This window comes from Brevundimonas sp. Marseille-Q4549, assembly GCF_976940555.1.
The window spans coordinates 2,526,702-2,544,097 of record NZ_CDRHXG010000001.1; the positions used below are offsets into that span (position 1 = coordinate 2,526,702).

The following is a 17,396-nucleotide window of genomic DNA, read 5'->3' on the forward strand; positions in this document are numbered from 1 at the left end:
GCGGCATCGCGCCCGTTGACTTTGGGGCGATCCTGAGTATGTTCCGCGCCTCTTATTTTAAGCGGCTTTCGCCGTCGCAGAGGTAATTCCGATGGCCAAACCGGCTTCCATCAAGATCCGCCTGAACTCCACGGCCGACACCGGCTTCTTCTACGTCACCAAGAAGAACGCCCGCACCATGACCGAGAAAATGGTCGTCAAGAAGTACGACCCGGTCGTGCGCAAGCATGTCGAGTTCAAGGAAGGCAAGATCAAGTAAGCACTTGATCCGTTGAAAATCGAAAACGCCCGGCTGGACCTCCCAGCCGGGCGTTTTCTTTTGTCGTGACTGCAACGGTCGCGGTCAGGCCGCCTTGGCGATGACCAGGTTGCGGCCCTTGGCCTTGGCCTCGTAGACGCCCTCGTCGGCCCGCTTCAGCAGGCTTTCGGGCGTGTCGCCCTCACCGGTCGTGGCCGCAACTCCTATGGAGATGGTGACGGTCAGTTGCTCCCTGCCGCCCAGCACGCGGAAGGGGGCGGCGGCGACATCGCGGCGAATCCGTTCGGCCACGCTCTCGGCCGCCTCCAGGCTGGCGCCCGGCATCACCACCACGAACTCCTCCCCGCCCATGCGGCACGGCAGGTCCACGGCGCGGACGTTGGTCGCCAGACGCACGGCGAACTCCACCAACACCTCGTCCCCGGCGTCATGGCCGAAGCCGTCATTGACCGCCTTGAAGTGGTCGATGTCCATGACCAGCACGGCCACCGAGGCGCCGCCATGGCTGGCGCGACCGACCAGGGCCTGGAGCTGGCTGGTCATGTAGCGGCGATTGTGAAGGCCGGTCAGGGCGTCGGTGACGGCCATCTCCAGGCTGCTGTCCAGCTTGTGCCGCAGGAAGTCGGTATAGCGTTTGCGGCGAATCTGGGTGCGGGCGCGGGCGGCCAGTTCTTCCGAATCGACCGGGCGAGCCAAGACGTCGGCTGCGCCCAGTTCCAGCGCCTTGATCATGCGCGACCGCTCGCTGGGATCGACCACAGCCAGCACCGGCGCCCGCCTTGCGTCGCCCGACTTCGCCTGGGCCACGATCCGCAGGCCGTCGAACGACTGGGCCGCCACATTGACGATGATCAGGTCCAGCGGCCCCTTGGCCACAGCCAGGGCCGCCTCGGGGTTGGATTCGATGGTGATGCGGTGCTCGCCGCTCAGTTCCGAGGCGATCTTGTCGGCCTGCAGGGCGTCGTCGTCGACGATCAGGATGCGTCCGCCTTCGCTGCGCATCCGGGCTACGCCGTCGGCGTCCACGCCCAGGCGGCGGCTGCTCTCCTCCCGCTCGCGCAGCTCGTCCATGATCTGCTTCAACCGCGTCAGAGACCGCACGCGCGCGAAAAGGACCACGTCGTCGATCGGCTTGGTCAGGAAGTCGTCGGCGCCGGCCTCCAGACCGCGAATCCGATCCTCGCGCCCGTCCAGCGCCGTCACCAGCACCACCGGGATGTGGCGCGTCTCGACCTGAGCCTTCAGCCTGCGGCAGGTCTCGAACCCGTCCATGCCCGGCATCATGACGTCCAGCAGCACCAGGTCGGGCTGCGCCTCCGCCGCCATGGCCAGGGCTGTCGAACCGTCGTTGCAGGTCAGGACGTCGTAATATTCGAGCGTCAGCTTGGCCTCGAGCAGGCGGACGTTCACGTCCACGTCGTCGACCACGAGGATGCGCGCGCTCATCCCAGATGCTGCCGGATGGTGTCGAGGAAATGCATGACCGAGATGGGCTTGGAGATATAGGCCTCGCAGCCGCCCTGACGGATTCGTTCCTCGTCGCCCTTCATGGCGAAGGCGGTCACGGCGATGACGGGGATGTGGTTCAACTCCTCGTCGTCCTTCAGCCATTTGGTGACTTCCAGGCCCGAGATCTCGGGCAGTTGGATGTCCATCAGGATCAGGTCGGGATGATGCGCACGCGCTAGGGCCAACGCCTGCAATCCCTCGCGGGTTTGCAGCGTCTCATAGCCCTGGGAATCGAGCAGATCATGAAAAAGCTTCATGTTCAGCTCGTTATCCTCGACGATGAGGACTTTCTTGGACATCGTCACCTGACCTGTGCGGCCCAGGAACGCGGGACGCCTCATGGGGGGCGATAGTGGCGGCGCAGTCTTAAGTTGGGGTGAAGCCAATCTTACGGAGACCTTAAACGTGGCCATCAAGGCCGTCTGTCGCGACTGTCTGTGGACCGGCGATGACCCCGCCGGGCCGCGCGAGAACCGCTGTCCGGCGTGCGGATCGCGGCGGGTGGTCGCAGACGCCGAACTGGACCAGTTGTCGATCGCCCATATGGATTGCGACGCCTTCTACGCCTCGGTGGAGAAGCGCGACCGGCCCGAACTTCGCGACAGGCCGGTCATTGTCGGCGGCGGCAAGCGCGGCGTGGTCTCCACCGCCTGCTATATCGCGCGGCAGTATGGCGTCGGCTCGGCCATGCCGATGTTCAAGGCGCTGAAAGCCTGTCCCAAGGCCGTGGTCATCAAGCCCGACTTCGCCAAATACGTCTTCGAATCCCAACGCATCCTGGGCGCCCTGGGCCGGCTGACGCCGCTGATCCAGCCGCTGTCGCTGGACGAGGCCTGGGTCGATCTGTCAGGGACCGAGCGGCTGAACGGCGGGCCGCCGGCGCTGCAGCTGATCCGGTTCCAGAAGCGGATCGAGGAGGAAACCGGCCTGACCGTCTCCATCGGCCTAGCCCCCAACCGCTTCCTGGCCAAGATGGCGTCCGAGATGGACAAGCCGCGCGGCTTTTCCGTCGTGGGGGCGGCGAACGCGCAAAGCCTCTTGGCGCCGCGCCCCGTCACCGCCCTGCCCGGCGTCGGGCCGGTGTTCGGCAAGGCGTTGCGCAGCGACGGCTATTCGACCATCGGCGATCTGGCGCAGGCCGACGTGCGCGACCTGGTCAGACGTTACGGCGAATCCGGTCTGCGCCTGCACGATCTGGCCCACGCCCGCGACGCCCGCGCCGTAAACCCCGAGCGGGACCGCAAGGGGATGAGCGCCGAGACCACCTTCAACGAGCACCTGACCGCGGCCGAGGCGCTGGAGGCCGAGCTGTGGCCCCTGTGCGAGAAGCTGGCGTCCAAGGCGCGTCGCGACGGGGTGGCCAGCCGCGTCCTGGTGCTGAAGCTGCGGCGCGCGGACTTCAAGATCGTGACCCGCCGCATCACCCTGCCCGATCCGGTGCAGACGGCGCGCGCCCTGTTCGCGGCCGGACGCGACCTGCTGAAACCCGAACTGGGCCGCCCCTATCGCCTGATCGGCATCGGCATGGCCGACGTCCAGGACGCCGAGGACGCCCCCGCCGGCCTGTTCCAGACCACCGAGACCCGCGCCCTGAAGACCGAACGGGCCATCGACGCCCTGCGCGAGAAGTTCGGCAAGGACGCGGTGGTGGCGGGGCGGGCGTTGAAGCCGTAGGACAAGGCATGGACCTCGCCAAACGCGCCTATGACCACGGTTTCCGCCTGGACCCGATCGTCCGCAGCCTGCTGGACACGGACTTCTACAAACTGCTGATGCTGCAGATGATCTGGCGCGAGCATCGCGACGTGCCGGTCGTGTTCCAGGTCATCAACCGGACGAAACGGGTCCGTCTGGCCGAAGAGGTCGACATCGACGCCCTGCGCGAACAGCTGGATCACGCCCGGACCCTGCGCTTCACCAACAAGGAACTGGTCTGGCTGGCGGGCAACAGCTTCTATGGGGTGAAGCAGATCTTCTCGCCCGACTTCATCGCCTGGCTGACCGATTATCGGCTGCCGGACTATGACCTGTCGGTCGAGGATGGTCAGTACGTCCTGACCTTTTCCGGCGGTTGGGCCGATGTGACCCTGTGGGAAATCCCGGCGCTGGCCATACTGAACGAGTTGCGTTGCAGGGTCGGGATGCGGCGGCTGGGCCGGTTCGAACTGGACATCCTGTATTCGCGCGCCAAGACCCGTCTGTGGTCCAAGGTGGAGCGGTTGCGCGCCCTGCCCGACCTGGCCCTGTCGGACTTCGGCACGCGGCGTCGCCACGGTTTCCTGTGGCAACGCTGGTGCATCCAGGCGCTGAAGGAGGGGCTGGGATCGGCCTTCATCGGCACCTCCAACGTGCTGCACGCGATGGAGAACGATCTGGAGGCCATCGGCACCAACGGCCACGAACTGCCGATGGTTCTGGCGGCCCTGGCGCCTGACGACGCGGCGCTGGCTCAGACGCCCTATGCCGTGCTGGACGAATGGCGCAGGCATTATGCGGGCAATCTGCTGATCGTCCTGCCCGACGCCTTCGGCACCGAGGCGTTTCTGGAACAGGCGCCGGACTGGGTCGCCGACTGGACCGGCTTCCGTCCCGATTCCGCCCCGCCCATCCCGGCGGGCGAGCGTCTGATCGACTGGTGGAAGGCCAAGGGCCGCGATCCGAGGGAGAAACTGCTGATCTTCTCGGACGGCATGGACATCGACGGCATCGAGGCGACCCACGCCCATTTCCACGGCCGCGCCCGTCTCAGCTTCGGCTGGGGCACCAATCTGACCAACGACTTCCGCGACTGCTCGCCCGCCTTCGCGCCCGAGCTGGAGCCGATCTCCCTGGTCTGCAAGGTGGTCGAGGCCGGCGGACGCCCCGCCGTCAAACTGTCGGACAACCCCGCCAAGGCCGTGGGCGATCCCGCCGAGATCGAACGCTATCGCCGCGTGTTCGGCGTGCGCGGCCTGACGGCCCAGCCCGTCACGGTGTGAAACCCGGCCTTAAGCCCGGCGTGTCATAAGGAGGGTATGAACGCCTTCATCGACAAGATGCGCCGCCGCGCCGGCCGCTATCTGGACGTCCGCCCCGTCGCCGTACGCCCGACGCGCGGCATCCTGAGCCTGTCGTTCGACGACATCCCCGTCTCGGCCTGGACCGAGGCGGGGCCGATCCTGGCCCAGCACGACGTCAAGGCGACCTATTATGTCTGCGGCGGCCTGTCGGGCGGGCGCAACATGGACCTGCCGCAGTTCGAGGTCGAACATCTGCAGACACTGCACGAGGCTGGGCACGAGGTCGGCTGCCATACCTATGAACACGTCTCGACCCTGACGCTGACGCCCGCCGAACTGGACGCCAGCCTGGCGCGCAACGCCGCCTGGGTCGCCGAGCGGCTGGACGGCTATCAGATGCAGACCTTCGCCTATCCGTTCGGCGACTGCGCCCTGGGGGCCAAGCCGATCATCGACGGACGGTTCCTGTGCGGGCGCGGCGTGCGTGACGGCGTGAACCGCGCCAGGGCCGACCGCAACCTGCTGCAGGCCGTGGGTCTGGAGAGCCGCCGCCTGCCAGGCTACGATCTGGAGGCGCTGGTCGAGGACACGGCGGCGTCGAAAGGCTGGCTGATCGCCTATGGCCACGACGTCAGCGACGCGCCGACGCCCTACGGCTGCCGTCCCGAGGACATCGACCGGCTGATCCGTCTGGCCAAGGCGGCCGATCTGGACATCCGGCCGGTCGCGGCGGCGTGGCGGTTGGCGACCCAATAGAAGTCGTCACCCTCGGGCTTGCCCCGAGGATGGCGGAGGCAGGTCAAGCGGTCGCCTTTCGCCGGTCCGCCCACGCGATCAGCTCCTTGCGAGGCCAGATCATCAGCCATGAGCGGGCGGTGTATTCGCCGCTGTCGATCAACGCCTTCCGCGACGGCGAGGCTGTGCCGGCCCGTTCGGTGTGGATCGGGGCAGGGCCCTGATGCACCATGAAGGCGCCGCCGTTCAGAGGGTTCAGGCGCAGGTGGGCCAGGCGCGGGCTGATCTCGGTCAGGGGCGGGTCGTAGAACCAACTGGAGCCGATCATGCCCGCCAGTTCCGGCCGCGCCCGGCACAGCTCGGCCGCCGTCGCCCAGGCCTCGTTCCAGCCGTCCTCGTTGAAGCCGCGCAGCCAGCGGCTTTCGGTATGCACCTCCAGCCACGGCTCGCGTTTCGCGCCCGCCGCCAGATAGCGGAACAGCGGCTTGAGGCCCCAGCCGTCGCGGACGTGTTTGACGATCTGCCCCGGCCCGACCGGCGAGGACAGGTCGATGACCTGGCTCTTTGCCCCCGGCACGCTGAGCGCCAGGGTGAAGCGCACATCCTTGGACCAGTGGTCGAAGACATAGTCGCCCTCGGCCTTGTCCAGAAACGCCGCCAGTTGGTCGATCCAGTAGGGATAGAGGTCCATGACCTGCGGCGGAAGGCGCATCGCCGCCGCGCGGTCGGGCAGTTGCAGCGCCCAAGCGGCGATCAGGCCGCGTCGCACGTCGTCCGAGGCGTCCGGCCCCAGCAGGGCGTCGACCGCCTTGGCCGGCATTTCGAAATCCCAGTGGGGCGCGGCCTCGGCGGCCTTCTGCGCGGCCGGGCCGGCGGCGGCGTCGACCCGCGCCCGGTCGTCAGGCGACAAGCGCGCCAGGGCGGCATGGAAGGCGGCGACGTCGGGGGTCAGGTGCATATCCATGGTCGCACCCTGACACGATGCGGTTGGCGAACCTTTAAAGCCGGTCAGACGGGTGACGCCGCCCCCGCCCCGCGCTAAACCCCGCCCAGATCAACAGGAGCCGCCATGAGCATCGAAGCCCGCATCGCCGAACTCGGCCTCACCCTGCCGGAACCCGCCAAGCCGGTGGCCAGCTATGTGTCCTACGTCCGTTCGGGCGACCAGCTGACGATCTCAGGCCAGCTGTCGAACGACGCCAACGGCGGGGTCAAGGGCACGGTTGGCGTCGATGTGACGCCGGAGCAGGCCGCCGACGCCGCCCGCCTGTGCGGCCTGAACCTGATCGCCCAGATCAAGGCCGCCTGCGACGGCGACCTGGACCGGGTGGTCCGCATCGTCAAGCTGGGCGGCTTCGTCCAGGCCGGACCGGACTTCGAGGCCATTCCCGCCGTCATCAACGGCTGCTCTGACCTGATGGTCCAGGTCTTCGGCGACGCGGGCAAGCACGCTCGTTCGGCCGTCGGCGTCTATAAGCTGCCGCTGGGCTTCGCCGTCGAGATCGACGCGATCGTGGAGATCCGCTGATCTTTCAGATCTCGGTTCACGACGGGATCGCCGACATCGGCCGTGAGGCCTGGGACGCCTGCGCGCGTTGCACCGGCGATCCCTTCGTCTGCTACGACTTCCTGTACGCCTGCGAGGCGTCCGAGAGCGCCGCCCCGCGTCAGGGATGGGCGCCGCGTCATCTGGCACTGCGCGACGAGGACAATGCCGTCCTCGGCGTCATGCCCTTGTATCTGAAGGGAAACAGCCAGGGCGAATATGTCTTCGACCACAGCTGGGCCGACGCCTATGAGCGGGCCGGCGGGCGCTATTATCCCAAGCTGCTGGGCGCCGTGCCCTTCACGCCCGCGACCGGGCCGCGCTTCCTGAGCCATCCCGATGCGGACACCGCGACGGTGCGTCAGGCCCTGTTGCAGGGCGCCCTGACCCTGGTGGAGCGGCTGGGCGTCTCGTCCCTGCACGTCAACTTCCCGACGCAGGCGGAATGGGCAGCCATGACCGAGGCGGGTCTGCTGCCGCGTCAGGATATCCAGTTCATCTGGCGCAACGACGGTTATAAGACCTTCGACGACTTCCTTGCCGCCCTGTCGGCCAACCGCCGCAAGTCGATCCGGCGCGAGCGGCGCGACGCCCAGGCGGGCCTGGACATCCGCATCCTGACCGGCGCCGACATCACCGAGGCGCATTGGAACGCCTTCTTCGCCTTCTACATGGACACCGGCTCGCGCAAATGGGGCCGGCCCTATCTGACGCGCGACTTCTTCACCCGCGTCGGGGCGACCATGGCCGACCGCATCGCCCTGGTCATGGCGTTTCGCGATCAGACACCCATCGCCGGCGCCCTGAACTTCATCGGCCGTGACGCCCTGTATGGCCGCCAGTGGGGCACGCTGGACGATGTGCCATTCCTGCATTTCGAACTGTGCTATTATCAGGCCATCGACTTCGCCATCGCGCGCGGCCTGTCCCGCGTCGAGGCCGGGGCGCAGGGCGAACACAAGATCGCGCGCGGCTACCTGCCCTCCCCCGTCTATTCCGCCCACTTCATCGCCGACCCGGCTCTGCGTGATCCCGTCGCCCGCTATCTGGAGGACGAAGGCCCGGCGGTGGAGGAACAGCGGGCCGCAATGACCGCCGAACTGTCGCCGTTCAAACAGGGTGACGGCCTGATCCCGCGATAGCGGGGGACGGATGGGTTCATCACAACGCGCACAGCGTCGTGTTCGTTGTGATGAACCAAGCGTTCGACGATTACGACAAAAGAAAAGGCCCGGCTGTTTCCAGCCGGGCCTTCTGATGTCTGGCCTACCGACGATCAGGCCGTCTCTTCTTCCTCGGCCTTCGCCGGGGCGCCCGAGGGGCCGGCGATGTCGAAGTCGATCTTGCCGTCCTTGAGCTGGACCTTGACGTGTCCGCCGCGCGTCAGGCGACCGAACAGGATGTCGTCGGCCAGCGGCTTCTTGATCGAGTCCTGAATGACCCGCGCCAGGGGACGCGCGCCATACAGTTCGTCGAAGCCGTTCTTGGCCAGCCAGTCGGCGGCTTCGTCGGTCAGTTCGATGGTGATGTTGCGGTCCGCCAGCTGGGCTTCCAGCTGCAGCACGAACTTGGTCACGACCGAACGGATCGTCTCGGCGCCCAGCGGCTTGAAGGCCACGATGGCGTCCAGGCGATTGCGGAACTCCGGCGCGAACAGACGCTGGATGGCCTTGTCGTCCTCGCCCTCGACCTTGCCCCGGCCGAAGCCGATGGAGGCGCGGGCGTTGTCGGCGGCACCGGCGTTGGTGGTCATGATCAGGATGACGTTCCTGAAGTCGACCTTCTTGCCGACCGCATCGGTCAGCATGCCGTTGTCCATCACCTGCAGCAGGATGTTGTAGACGTCCGGGTGCGCCTTCTCGATCTCGTCCAGCAGGATGACGGCGTGCGGATGCTGGTCCACGGCGTCGGTCAGCAGGCCGCCCTGGTCATGGCCGACATAGCCCGGAGGCGCGCCAATCAGACGGCTGACCGTGTGCCGCTCCATATATTCGGACATGTCGAAGCGCTGCATCTCGATGCCCAGGGTGGCGGCGAGTTGCTTGGCCACCTCGGTCTTGCCCACGCCGGTCGGGCCGCTGAACAGGAAACTGCCGATGGGCTTGTTCGGATCGCGCAGACCCGCACGCGCCAGCTTCATGGCCGCCGATACCTGTTCGATGGCCTGTTCCTGACCGAAGACGACGCGCTTCAGATCGGTTTCCAGTTCGCGAAGGCTTTCGGTGTCGGACTTGGACACCGACTTGGCCGGGATGCGGGCCATCTTGGCGATGACGGCCTCGACCTCCTTCTGGCCGATGACCTTCTTGCGCTTGGACTCGGTCAGCAGCATCTGCGACGCCCCGGCCTCGTCGATCACGTCGATCGCCTTGTCCGGCAGTTTGCGGTCGGTCATGTAGCGGGCCGACAGTTCGACCGCGGTGCGGATGGCGCTGTCGGTGTAGCGGACCTTGTGGTGCTGCTCGTAGTAGGTCTTGAGCCCCTTCAGGATCTTGACCGTATCCTCGACCGTCGGCTCGTTGACGTCGATCTTCTGGAAGCGACGCACCAGGGCGCGGTCCTTCTCGAAGTGCTGGCGATACTCCTTGTAGGTCGTCGATCCCATGCAGCGCAGGGTGCCGGAAGCCAAAGCGGGCTTCAGCAGGTTCGACGCATCCATCGCCCCGCCCGAGGTCGCGCCCGCGCCGATCACCGTGTGAATCTCGTCGATGAAGAGCACGGCGTTGTCGTGGTTCTCCAACTCCTTGACCACCTGCTTCAGGCGTTCCTCGAAGTCGCCGCGATAGCGGGTGCCGGCCAGCAATGCGCCCATGTCCAGCGAATAGATGGTGGCGTCTTTCAGGACGTCGGGCACCTCGCCATTGACGATCTTGCGGGCCAGCCCCTCGGCGATGGCGGTCTTGCCGACGCCCGGATCGCCGACCAGCAGCGGGTTGTTCTTGGTCCGACGGCACAGGATCTGGATCGAGCGATCCACCTCGGCCTGACGACCGATCAGCGGATCGACCTTGCCCTGGCGCGACTTCTCGTTGAGGTCGACGCAATAGGCCTCCAGCGCCTCGCCGCCCTGTTTGACGGCGGAAGCATCCTCGGCTTCCTCAGGCGACGCGCCCCTGGCCGGACGCGCCTCGTTGGCGCCCGCCTTCTTGGCGATGCCGTGAGCGATGAAGTTGACCGCGTCGTAGCGCGTCATGTCCTGCTCCTGCAGGAAATAGGCGGCGTGGCTTTCGCGCTCGGAGAAGATGGCGACCAGCACGTTGGCGCCGGACACTTCCTCGCGGCCGGACGACTGGACATGGATCACCGCGCGCTGGATCACGCGCTGGAAGCCGGCGGTCGGCTTGGCGTCCTCGCCGTCGGCGGTGGCCAGGGCGGCCAGGTCGTTGTCGACATAAAGCGTCAACGCCGTCTTCAGCGCGTTCAGATCCACGTTGCAGGCCTGCATGACGCCGGACGCATCCGGATCGTCGATCAGGGCCAGGAGCAGATGCTCCAGCGTGGCGTACTCGTGCCTGCGCGCATTGGCGTAGGCCACGGCGCGGTGCAGGGTTTCTTCGAGAGGACGGGAAAACGAAGGCATCGGGAGGCTCCTCTCAGTCCTTTTCCATCGTGCATTGCAAAGGGTGCTGGTGGCGGCGCGCCGTCTCGATGACCTGCGCGACCTTGGTCTCGGCGACCTCGTAGGTGAAGACGCCGCAGACGCCGACGCCATGCTGATGCACATGCAGCATGACGCGGGTGGCCTCCTCGCGGCTCTTCTGGAAGAACCGCTCCAGCACATAGACGACGAATTCCATCGGCGTGTAGTCGTCGTTCAGGATCAGCACCCGATAGAGCGAGGGCTTCTGAAGCTTCGGCTTGGTTTCGGTGACGACGGCGGTTCCTTGTCCGCCGCCTTTTTCACCGGGCCTTTGAATGGGCATTCGTGTTCCGTAGTCGGGGAGTCGTCTTGGCTCTCAGATAGGGAATGATGGCCTGAATTGAAGCGGCGTCCAGTCACGGCTTTCGTGAAGAGCGTCTGACAAAGATTTCACGTGATCCAAGGCGGTCAACGGCTCAGGTTGAACGCCTCAGTTGAACAGCTCCCGATCGCCATGCCCGCCGCCCTCGTCGCCGCCCTTTCGCTCGCCGCCTTCGCCCAGCCTACCCCGCTCGAAACCGCCGTCATGGCGGCTGACGCGAAACTCTTCTCTGTCTTCTTCGAAGGCTGCGATCCGGCCGGACTTCGGGCCATGCTGACTGACGATTTCGAGTTTTTCGACGACCGAGGCGGACGTGTGGCGACCGACGCTGATAGCTTCGTGGCGCAATACGCCGCGCGTTGTCACGACCGCAGCGCGCCCGACGCCTGGCGGACCCGGCGCGAGGCCCTGTCGGACGGCTTGGCTGTCTACCCCATCAACAACTACGGCGCCGTCGAAACGGGCGAGCACATCTTCTACGAACGCCAGGGCAATGGACCCGAACAGCGCGTCGGACGCGCCCGCTTCACGCAGATGTGGAAACAGGAAGGGACCGAGTGGAAGCTGGCGCGTGTCTTCAGCTACGACCATTCCCCCCTGCCCTGACGGCAAAAAGGCCCCGAAGCGTACTCCGGGGCCTTCTCGATTCTTCAGGAGTTCGCTGGGTTAGCGAGCGGCCTGGAAGGTCTCGACCGAGGCGGTGACGCGCTCGTTGATCGGCTTCAGGCTGTCCTTGACCGTCGCGGTGACGATCTCGTTGGTCTTGGTCAGTTCGGCGACATAGCGCTCCATCGACTTCTTGGCCCAGGAGGTCTGCAGTTCGAAGAACTCCTGCACCGAACGGGCGGTCGTCAGTTCCTTGGAAGCGGCGACGCCTTCTTCCCACGAGGATTTGGCGAAGCCCAGGGCTTGTTGCGACAGAGCCTCGGCGCCCTTCTGGGCGACGCTGGCCGACTCGACCAGGGCTTCCAGGTTCTTCTTGCCATGGGCGTTCAGCTCGGCCAGCGAGGCGACGGACTTGTCCATGCCTTCGCGGAAAGCCTTGGCGCCGGCGGCCTGGGCGGTCTCGATCTGCTCCTTGGCCTTGGCGGCGGTCTGTTCGACGGTCTTCTTCACGGTTTCGGCGGCGTCGGCCATGATCTTGTCTCCAAAGACGCCCCGGCTTGGCGGGACGCGGGGTTGGGGGAAGCACTCTGCTCTTAGACGTCATATATTGCATGTGCGAAAAGACTTCAAGACATTTTGTGCAACGCAACATGACGATCGCATAACCGCGCTCGACGCTTCAAATTCGCGTTGACGAGCGGTTAACCACCATGAAACCCCCGCTTCCTATGGTAGGGCTCAGTCGCGGCGGCCGGGGGGCCTGTCGCACCCTGCTCACCGAGGGTTCGTAACCGCCCATGATGTCCCTGCTCCGCCGCGGCCTTTTCGCCCTCCTCGCCTTCTCCCTGATCACCCTGGGGACGAACGTCAGGCCGATCGAGGCCCAGTCGCAGGAAAACAGCCGCTACGCCGCCGTCGTGGTGGACGCCGCCACCGGCGAAGTCCTGTTTTCGCGTCATGCCGACAGCAGCCGATTCCCGGCGTCGCTGACCAAGATGATGACGCTCTATCTGACGTTCGAAGCCCTTTCTCAGGGCAAGGCGCATCTGGACGACGTATTGACCGTCTCGCCCCGCGCCGCGTCCCAACCGCCCTCGAAACTGGGCCTGCCGGCGGGTCAGACCATCACCCTGGACGACGCCATGCGCGCCACCGCCGTTCGCTCGGCCAACGACATGGCCCTGGCCATCGGCGAACACATCGGGGGGTCCGAAGCCAATTTCACCGCCATGATGACGCGCAAGGCGCATCAACTGGGCATGACCCACACCCGCTACTACACGGCCAACGGTCTGCCCGACGCCCGCCAGGTCACGACGGCCCGCGATCAGGCGACGCTGGCGCGCGCCATCATGCGCGATTTCCCGCAGTACTACAGCTACTTCGGCCTGCACGACTGGGCCTACAACGGCCGCAGCTATCGCAACACCAACGGCCTGTTGCCGACGGGTCGCGGCTATGACGGCATGAAGACGGGCTACACCAACGCCTCGGGCTACAATCTGGCGGCCTCTGCCGTGCGCGACGGCCGGCGCCTGATCACCGTGGTTCTGGGCGGCCGCTCCAGCGCCAGCCGCAACGCCCATGTCGCGGAATTGATGGACACCGGCTTCGAGGTCGAACGCCGCCGCGCCCAGGGCGAGAACATCCAGATCGCCCAGACCTTCTTCGAGCAGCGCGGCTTCGGCCTGGGCGGCGAAAGCCAGTCGGTCGGCGCGCCCATCGCCTACGCCTCCCTGAACGCCAGCGACGACGAGGAGACCGGCGCCGAATCCTCCACCGCCGTGGCCTATACGGCCGCCCCGGCGCCTGCGGCCCTGCCGACGCGCATCACGCCCGCGCCGTCCGAACGCGCCGCCAGCCAGCGCGCGGCCGCCACGGCCCAGACTGCTGGTCAAGTGGCCGCCAGTCAGTCGGCCGGCGCCCCTGCGACCACCGCATCCTCCCGCGCGCCTCACAACGTCACCGCTTCTCTGAACGGCGCCCCGCGCGGCGCGGCCGCCGCGCCCTCGACCACGCCGCGTCGCACGACGCCTCAGCCTCCACGCGAAACGGCGCGCACGCCGGCCGGCCGCTGGGCCGTGCAGGTCGGCGCCTTCCGCGACGAAAAGGTCGCCAACGACTGGCTTGGAGAGGTCAGCCGTCGATTCCGCGCCCAGTTCGCCAGCGCACAGCGCGATGTGCAGACCGCCGGCGACTGGTATCGCTCACGCTTCACCGGCCTGACGGAAGACGGGGCCAAGGCGGCCTGCGACGCCCTGGCCGAGCGTCGCGTCACCTGCATGGTCATCCGTCCCGGCTGATCCGTCTCAGGCCGCGCGCCGATCGTCGCCGCCGCCGATGAAGGCGCCGGCCAGCCAGCTGACCACGCCTGTCACGATGGCCGCACCGATCCCGGCCCAAAGACCGTCGACGACGAATCCGCCCAGGAACATGGCGGTCAGGCCGATCATGGCGGCGTTCACCACCAGCAGGAACAGGCCCAGGGTCACGACCGTGATCGGGAAGGTCAGCACGACCATGATCGGCCGCACGATCGCATTGACGACGCCCAGAATGATCGCCGCCGCGATCAGAGAGCCGGTATTGGTGAAATCGACGCCCGGCACCACCTGGGCCGACAGCCAAAGGCCCGCCATGGTGACGAGCGCCTGAACGATGAAACGGATCATGGCGTCCTCCTAGGATTAAAGCTTCACCATAACGCACCATGGCGACGAAGGCTCCCCTCGTCCGCGCACGACTGCTATCCAGGAGGCCGGATCGATACGGAGACCGCCCATGAGCCTGCACGGCGCCTATGACCCCGACAACATCTTCGCCAAGATTCTGCGCGGCGAGATTCCGTCGGTGAAGGTGTGGGAGGACGACAACGTCCTGGCCTTCATGGACGTCTTTCCACAGTCCGAAGGCCATGTGCTGATCATCGCCAAACAGTCCCAGGCGCGCAATCTGCTGGAGGTGGAGCCCGAGGTGCTGCAACGCCTGACCGCGGCCCTGCAACGCACGGCCAGGGCGGTCGAAAAGGCGCTGAAGCCCGAAGGTCTGGCGATCATGCAGTTCAACGGCGACGCAGGCGGGCAGACCGTCTTCCACCTGCATTTCCACATCATTCCGCGCTGGCGCGACCGCGACCTGAAGGGTCACGGCCATGCCCCCATGGCCGACGCCGCCACCCTGAAGGGCCTGGCCGACCGGATCGCCGCCGAACTGGACTGACCCTCAGGTCACGCGCCGTTTTTCCAACTTTCGGGCCAGGGTGCGCCGGTGCATGCCCAGACGCCGCGCCGCCTCGGAGATGTTGAAGTCCGTCTCGACCAGGGTCTCGTGGATCCGCTCCCACTCCAAGGTCTTGATCGAGGTCGGGCGCGTGCCCAGCGGCGTGTCCGCGTCGCCGCCCGCCCGGCCGAAGGCGGCCTCGATGTCGTCGGTGCTGGCCGGCTTGGCCAGATAGTGCCGCGCGCCCAGCTTGATCGCCTCGACCGCCGTGGCGATGCTGGCGAAACCGGTCAGGACGACGATGTCCATCTGCGGATCGAAGGCGTGCAGCGTCTCCACGCAGCTCAGGCCCGACGCGCCGCCCAGCTTCAGATCGACCACGGCGTATCCCGGCCGATGCGTCTTCAACACCTCGGCCATGGCCTCGGGCCCGGCGGCGGTCACGACCCTGTAGCCGCGTCGCTCGAAAGAGCGTTTCAGCGTCGCCGAAAAGGAGGCGTCGTCCTCCACGATCAGCAGCAGTCGCGCGTCTTCGGTCATCGCCGGTCTCCTTCCTCCGGCGCCAGGGCCGACAACGGCAGTCGCAGCCGCACCTCGCCGCCACCCGCCGGCGGATTGGCCGCTTCGACCGTTCCGCCCAGGGAACGTATCACGTTCATCAACAGGAACAGGCCCAGTCCCGCCCCCGGCCGCGTCTTGGTGGAAGTATAGGGCTTGCCCAGTCGATCCAGGATTTCGGGCGCGAAGCCGGGGCCGTCGTCACGGACCGTGATCTCCAGCAGTTCGCCCGCCTGGCCCAGGGTGACGACGATACGACGCGCCCCCGCCTCGGCGGCGTTGTCGAACAGGACACCCAGCACCTGGCGCAGGGCCGGATCGGCGATGATGGCCGGGTCCTGGCTCAGTTGGTCGCGGATCTCCACCGCCACGCCCTCGGCGCTGCTGGCCTCGACAACGGCCCGGATGAAGGCGCGCACCGTGGTGCGCTCGGGCGCCTGTCCCCTCGCCTCGCCCGCCGACATCAGGATGCCGGTGACGATGGCCTTGCACCGCTCGACCTCGGCCCGCATCGTGGTCATGTCCTGGGCCAGATCAGGATCGTCGGCCAGGCGCGGCATCCGCTTCCAGTCGCTCAGGATCACCGACAGAGACGCCAGGGGCGTGCCCAGTTCGTGCGCGGCGCCCGAGGCCAGAAGCCCCATCCGCACGATATGATCGTGTTCCACCGCCCGCTGGCGCATGTCGGCCATGGAGGCGTCCCGCTCCCTGAGGTTCTGGCTGATCCGCGTCACGAACAGCACCAGCAGAACCGCCATCAGCACGAAACAGATCAAACTGCCCTGAAGATAGAGGCTCAAAAGCGCGTCTTCGCGCGTCGGCGGCAGGGCCAGGGGTCGGTTGCGAAGGCCCAGGCCCGCGAAACACAGGCTGGTCAGGGCAATCAGCGCCCAGGCGTAGACCGGCGCCAGCAGCACCGCGCCCAGCACCACCTGAAGCAGATAAAGCGCAACGAACGGATTGGCCGCGCCTCCGGTCAGATACAGCAGCCAAGTCAGGGCCGTCACATCCGCCAGAAGGGCGAACATCAGCCCCTGATCCGTCACCCCGCCGGCCCGCGCCGAAATGGCCGCCGACAGCAGATTGACCGCCACCAGGCCCGCCGGCGCCATCAACAGCAGTCCGACCGGCAGCGGAATGCGCATGGCGTAGTGGACCAGCAGGATCGTCGCCACCTGCCCCGCCACCGCCAGCCAACGCAGCTGGATCAGCAGCAGCATGTTCCGACGGTTGGCCCCGTCGTGCGACAGAACGCCCTCGTTCCAGCCGCCCAGCCCCAGAAGATGACGCAGCGACGCGTTCATGGCCGTCGCCGCCGTTCCTCGCGCCAGAACAGCCCGTATCCTACCAGGGTCAGCATGGCCATGCCGAACCAGGTCAGGGCGTAGATCAGATGGCTGTTGGGAAAGCGGATGACCGTCAGTCCGCCGCGCGGCCAGCCGCCTGGATTGGCCTGCCCGTCCGCATCGACGAAATAGGGCGCCGTGTGCGTCAGGCCCCGCCGCGCGGCGATGGCGGCGACGTCGCGTGACCGCCAGCGGTCGCCGGCCGGATCGTTGGCCCGCAGGAAGCCGCCCTTGGGCTCGCTGATGCGCAACAGACCGACCACGGTGCGCGGTCCCTCGACCTGGCCGTCTGCGCGCATCGCCGGATCGCGCCGGTCAGGCGTGACGAAGCCGCGATTGACCAGAACGGTGAAGCCGCGATCCTCCGCCAAAGGCGTCATGACCCAGAAACCCGCGCCCAGATCCGTCACCGCCTGAACCATGGTCTCCTGATCGTGGCGAAAGACGCCATGAAGGACGACGCGCCGATACTGATCCCCTTCGCGCGTGATGGCGGACCAGCGGTCTGGACCCGGCGCGGGAACGGGCGCGGCGTGGACGCGGGCGTCCACCTGGGCGATCAGGGCCGTCTTCCAGGCCAGACGCTGCACCTGCCACCCGCCCAGCGCCAGGAAGCCGATGAACAACACCAGCGCCGCGACCGAGGCGACGATGCGC

Annotated in this window: 19 protein-coding genes; 9 read left to right on the forward strand and 10 right to left on the reverse strand. The window is 66.8% G+C overall.

Features of this window, described 5'->3' with window-relative positions; genetic code table 11:
• Window positions 1–91: 91 nt before the first annotated feature.
• Entirely contained in the window at window positions 92–259 is a 168-nt protein-coding gene (gene rpmG / locus ACWPV3_RS12595; RefSeq protein ID WP_003164451.1) for a 50S ribosomal protein L33, read from the forward strand.
• A gap of 84 nt (window positions 260–343) precedes the next feature.
• Here rpmG and ACWPV3_RS12600 read toward each other — a convergent pair whose 3' ends face one another.
• Window positions 344–1,705 (reverse strand): PleD family two-component system response regulator, encoded by a 1,362-nt coding sequence (locus tag ACWPV3_RS12600; RefSeq protein ID WP_453978076.1) that lies wholly within the window; start codon window positions 1,703–1,705, stop codon window positions 344–346.
• Window positions 1,702–2,067 carry a response regulator gene (locus tag ACWPV3_RS12605; protein ID WP_166622562.1) on the reverse strand — a complete coding sequence of 122 codons (366 nt, stop codon included), beginning with the start codon at window positions 2,065–2,067 and terminating at the stop codon, window positions 1,702–1,704. The genes ACWPV3_RS12600 and ACWPV3_RS12605 overlap by 4 nt, the downstream gene beginning before the upstream one ends.
• A gap of 106 nt (window positions 2,068–2,173) precedes the next feature.
• Between ACWPV3_RS12605 and ACWPV3_RS12610 the strand changes: the two genes are divergently transcribed.
• From ACWPV3_RS12610 to ACWPV3_RS12620, 3 genes are read left to right on the forward strand one after another with little or no spacing between them, the layout of a single operon-like run.
• On the forward strand, window positions 2,174–3,442 hold the full coding sequence (locus ACWPV3_RS12610) for a DNA polymerase IV (RefSeq protein WP_453978077.1): 1,269 nt from the start codon (window positions 2,174–2,176) through the stop codon (window positions 3,440–3,442).
• Window positions 3,443–3,450: 8 nt separating this feature from the next.
• Entirely contained in the window at window positions 3,451–4,746 is a 1,296-nt protein-coding gene (gene pncB / locus ACWPV3_RS12615; RefSeq protein WP_453978078.1) for a nicotinate phosphoribosyltransferase, read from the forward strand.
• Window positions 4,747–4,782: 36 nt separating this feature from the next.
• Window positions 4,783–5,523, forward strand: a complete 741-nt coding sequence (locus tag ACWPV3_RS12620; RefSeq protein ID WP_453978079.1) for a polysaccharide deacetylase family protein — start codon at window positions 4,783–4,785, stop codon at window positions 5,521–5,523.
• Window positions 5,524–5,566: 43 nt separating this feature from the next.
• On the opposite strand, the gene ACWPV3_RS12625 is transcribed toward ACWPV3_RS12620, so the two are convergent.
• Entirely contained in the window at window positions 5,567–6,466 is a 900-nt protein-coding gene (locus ACWPV3_RS12625; RefSeq protein ID WP_453978080.1) for a hypothetical protein, read from the reverse strand.
• A gap of 105 nt (window positions 6,467–6,571) precedes the next feature.
• Between ACWPV3_RS12625 and ACWPV3_RS12630 the strand changes: the two genes are divergently transcribed.
• Entirely contained in the window at window positions 6,572–7,030 is a 459-nt protein-coding gene (locus ACWPV3_RS12630; RefSeq protein WP_313452744.1) for a RidA family protein, read from the forward strand.
• Window positions 7,027–8,190: a GNAT family N-acetyltransferase gene (locus ACWPV3_RS12635; protein WP_453978534.1), complete on the forward strand. Its 1,164-nt coding sequence runs from the start codon at window positions 7,027–7,029 to the stop codon at window positions 8,188–8,190. Before ACWPV3_RS12630 ends, ACWPV3_RS12635 begins: the two co-directional genes overlap by 4 nt.
• Window positions 8,191–8,324: 134 nt before the next feature.
• On the opposite strand, the gene clpA is transcribed toward ACWPV3_RS12635, so the two are convergent.
• Together clpA and clpS are read right to left on the reverse strand one after the other, a co-directional pair.
• A complete protein-coding gene (gene clpA / locus ACWPV3_RS12640; RefSeq protein WP_453978081.1) occupies window positions 8,325–10,628 on the reverse strand; it encodes an ATP-dependent Clp protease ATP-binding subunit ClpA in 2,304 nt (767 codons plus the stop codon).
• Between the two features lie 13 nt (window positions 10,629–10,641).
• Entirely contained in the window at window positions 10,642–10,971 is a 330-nt protein-coding gene (clpS, locus tag ACWPV3_RS12645; RefSeq protein ID WP_307365064.1) for an ATP-dependent Clp protease adapter ClpS, read from the reverse strand.
• Window positions 10,972–11,142: 171 nt separating this feature from the next.
• Here clpS and ACWPV3_RS12650 point away from each other — a divergent pair, with 171 nt between their 5' ends.
• On the forward strand, window positions 11,143–11,616 hold the full coding sequence (locus ACWPV3_RS12650) for a nuclear transport factor 2 family protein (RefSeq protein WP_453978082.1): 474 nt from the start codon (window positions 11,143–11,145) through the stop codon (window positions 11,614–11,616).
• 60 nt (window positions 11,617–11,676) lie between these two features.
• Here ACWPV3_RS12650 and ACWPV3_RS12655 read toward each other — a convergent pair whose 3' ends face one another.
• Entirely contained in the window at window positions 11,677–12,147 is a 471-nt protein-coding gene (locus ACWPV3_RS12655; RefSeq protein WP_453978083.1) for a phasin family protein, read from the reverse strand.
• Between the two features lie 266 nt (window positions 12,148–12,413).
• Between ACWPV3_RS12655 and ACWPV3_RS12660 the strand changes: the two genes are divergently transcribed.
• Window positions 12,414–13,919, forward strand: a complete 1,506-nt coding sequence (locus ACWPV3_RS12660) for a serine hydrolase (protein WP_453978084.1) — start codon at window positions 12,414–12,416, stop codon at window positions 13,917–13,919.
• A gap of 6 nt (window positions 13,920–13,925) precedes the next feature.
• Here the strand turns inward: ACWPV3_RS12660 and ACWPV3_RS12665 are convergent, their stop codons facing one another.
• A complete protein-coding gene (locus ACWPV3_RS12665) occupies window positions 13,926–14,288 on the reverse strand; it encodes a phage holin family protein (RefSeq protein ID WP_453978085.1) in 363 nt (120 codons plus the stop codon).
• A 109-nt stretch (window positions 14,289–14,397) separates the two neighbouring features.
• Here ACWPV3_RS12665 and ACWPV3_RS12670 point away from each other — a divergent pair, with 109 nt between their 5' ends.
• Entirely contained in the window at window positions 14,398–14,835 is a 438-nt protein-coding gene (locus ACWPV3_RS12670; RefSeq protein ID WP_312733564.1) for an HIT family protein, read from the forward strand.
• Between the two features lie 3 nt (window positions 14,836–14,838).
• On the opposite strand, the gene ACWPV3_RS12675 is transcribed toward ACWPV3_RS12670, so the two are convergent.
• The 3 genes from ACWPV3_RS12675 to ACWPV3_RS12685 are packed head-to-tail and all read right to left on the reverse strand — an operon-like array spanning window position 14,839 to window position 17,368.
• On the reverse strand, window positions 14,839–15,375 hold the full coding sequence (locus tag ACWPV3_RS12675; protein WP_292088209.1) for a response regulator transcription factor: 537 nt from the start codon (window positions 15,373–15,375) through the stop codon (window positions 14,839–14,841).
• The gene (locus ACWPV3_RS12680) at window positions 15,372–16,697 is read right to left on the reverse strand and encodes an ATP-binding protein (protein ID WP_312733563.1); all 1,326 of its coding nucleotides are present in this window, start codon (window positions 16,695–16,697) and stop codon (window positions 15,372–15,374) included. Before ACWPV3_RS12680 ends, ACWPV3_RS12675 begins: the two co-directional genes overlap by 4 nt.
• Window positions 16,694–17,368 carry an SURF1 family protein gene (locus tag ACWPV3_RS12685; protein WP_453978086.1) on the reverse strand — a complete coding sequence of 225 codons (675 nt, stop codon included), beginning with the start codon at window positions 17,366–17,368 and terminating at the stop codon, window positions 16,694–16,696. The genes ACWPV3_RS12680 and ACWPV3_RS12685 overlap by 4 nt, the downstream gene beginning before the upstream one ends.
• Window positions 17,369–17,396: the final 28 nt, after the last annotated feature.

Excerpts from the sequence above, each read along its gene's own strand:
- rpmG (WP_003164451.1), top strand. The coding sequence starts at position 92 with ATGGCCAAACCGGCTTCCATCAAGATCCGCCTGAACTCCACGGCCGAC.
- ACWPV3_RS12665 (WP_453978085.1), bottom strand. The coding sequence starts at position 14,288 with ATGATCCGTTTCATCGTTCAGGCGCTCGTCACCATGGCGGGCCTTTGG.
- ACWPV3_RS12605 (WP_166622562.1), bottom strand. The coding sequence starts at position 2,067 with ATGTCCAAGAAAGTCCTCATCGTCGAGGATAACGAGCTGAACATGAAG.
- ACWPV3_RS12660 (WP_453978084.1), top strand. The coding sequence starts at position 12,414 with ATGATGTCCCTGCTCCGCCGCGGCCTTTTCGCCCTCCTCGCCTTCTCC.
- pncB (WP_453978078.1), top strand. The coding sequence starts at position 3,451 with ATGGACCTCGCCAAACGCGCCTATGACCACGGTTTCCGCCTGGACCCG.
- ACWPV3_RS12650 (WP_453978082.1), top strand. The coding sequence starts at position 11,143 with ATGCCCGCCGCCCTCGTCGCCGCCCTTTCGCTCGCCGCCTTCGCCCAG.
- ACWPV3_RS12630 (WP_313452744.1), top strand. The coding sequence starts at position 6,572 with ATGAGCATCGAAGCCCGCATCGCCGAACTCGGCCTCACCCTGCCGGAA.
- ACWPV3_RS12625 (WP_453978080.1), bottom strand. The coding sequence starts at position 6,466 with ATGGATATGCACCTGACCCCCGACGTCGCCGCCTTCCATGCCGCCCTG.
- ACWPV3_RS12670 (WP_312733564.1), top strand. The coding sequence starts at position 14,398 with ATGAGCCTGCACGGCGCCTATGACCCCGACAACATCTTCGCCAAGATT.
- ACWPV3_RS12620 (WP_453978079.1), top strand. The coding sequence starts at position 4,783 with ATGAACGCCTTCATCGACAAGATGCGCCGCCGCGCCGGCCGCTATCTG.
- ACWPV3_RS12675 (WP_292088209.1), bottom strand. The coding sequence starts at position 15,375 with ATGACCGAAGACGCGCGACTGCTGCTGATCGTGGAGGACGACGCCTCC.
- clpS (WP_307365064.1), bottom strand. The coding sequence starts at position 10,971 with ATGCCCATTCAAAGGCCCGGTGAAAAAGGCGGCGGACAAGGAACCGCC.
- ACWPV3_RS12600 (WP_453978076.1), bottom strand. The coding sequence starts at position 1,705 with ATGAGCGCGCGCATCCTCGTGGTCGACGACGTGGACGTGAACGTCCGC.
- ACWPV3_RS12680 (WP_312733563.1), bottom strand. The coding sequence starts at position 16,697 with ATGAACGCGTCGCTGCGTCATCTTCTGGGGCTGGGCGGCTGGAACGAG.
- ACWPV3_RS12655 (WP_453978083.1), bottom strand. The coding sequence starts at position 12,147 with ATGGCCGACGCCGCCGAAACCGTGAAGAAGACCGTCGAACAGACCGCC.
- clpA (WP_453978081.1), bottom strand. The coding sequence starts at position 10,628 with ATGCCTTCGTTTTCCCGTCCTCTCGAAGAAACCCTGCACCGCGCCGTG.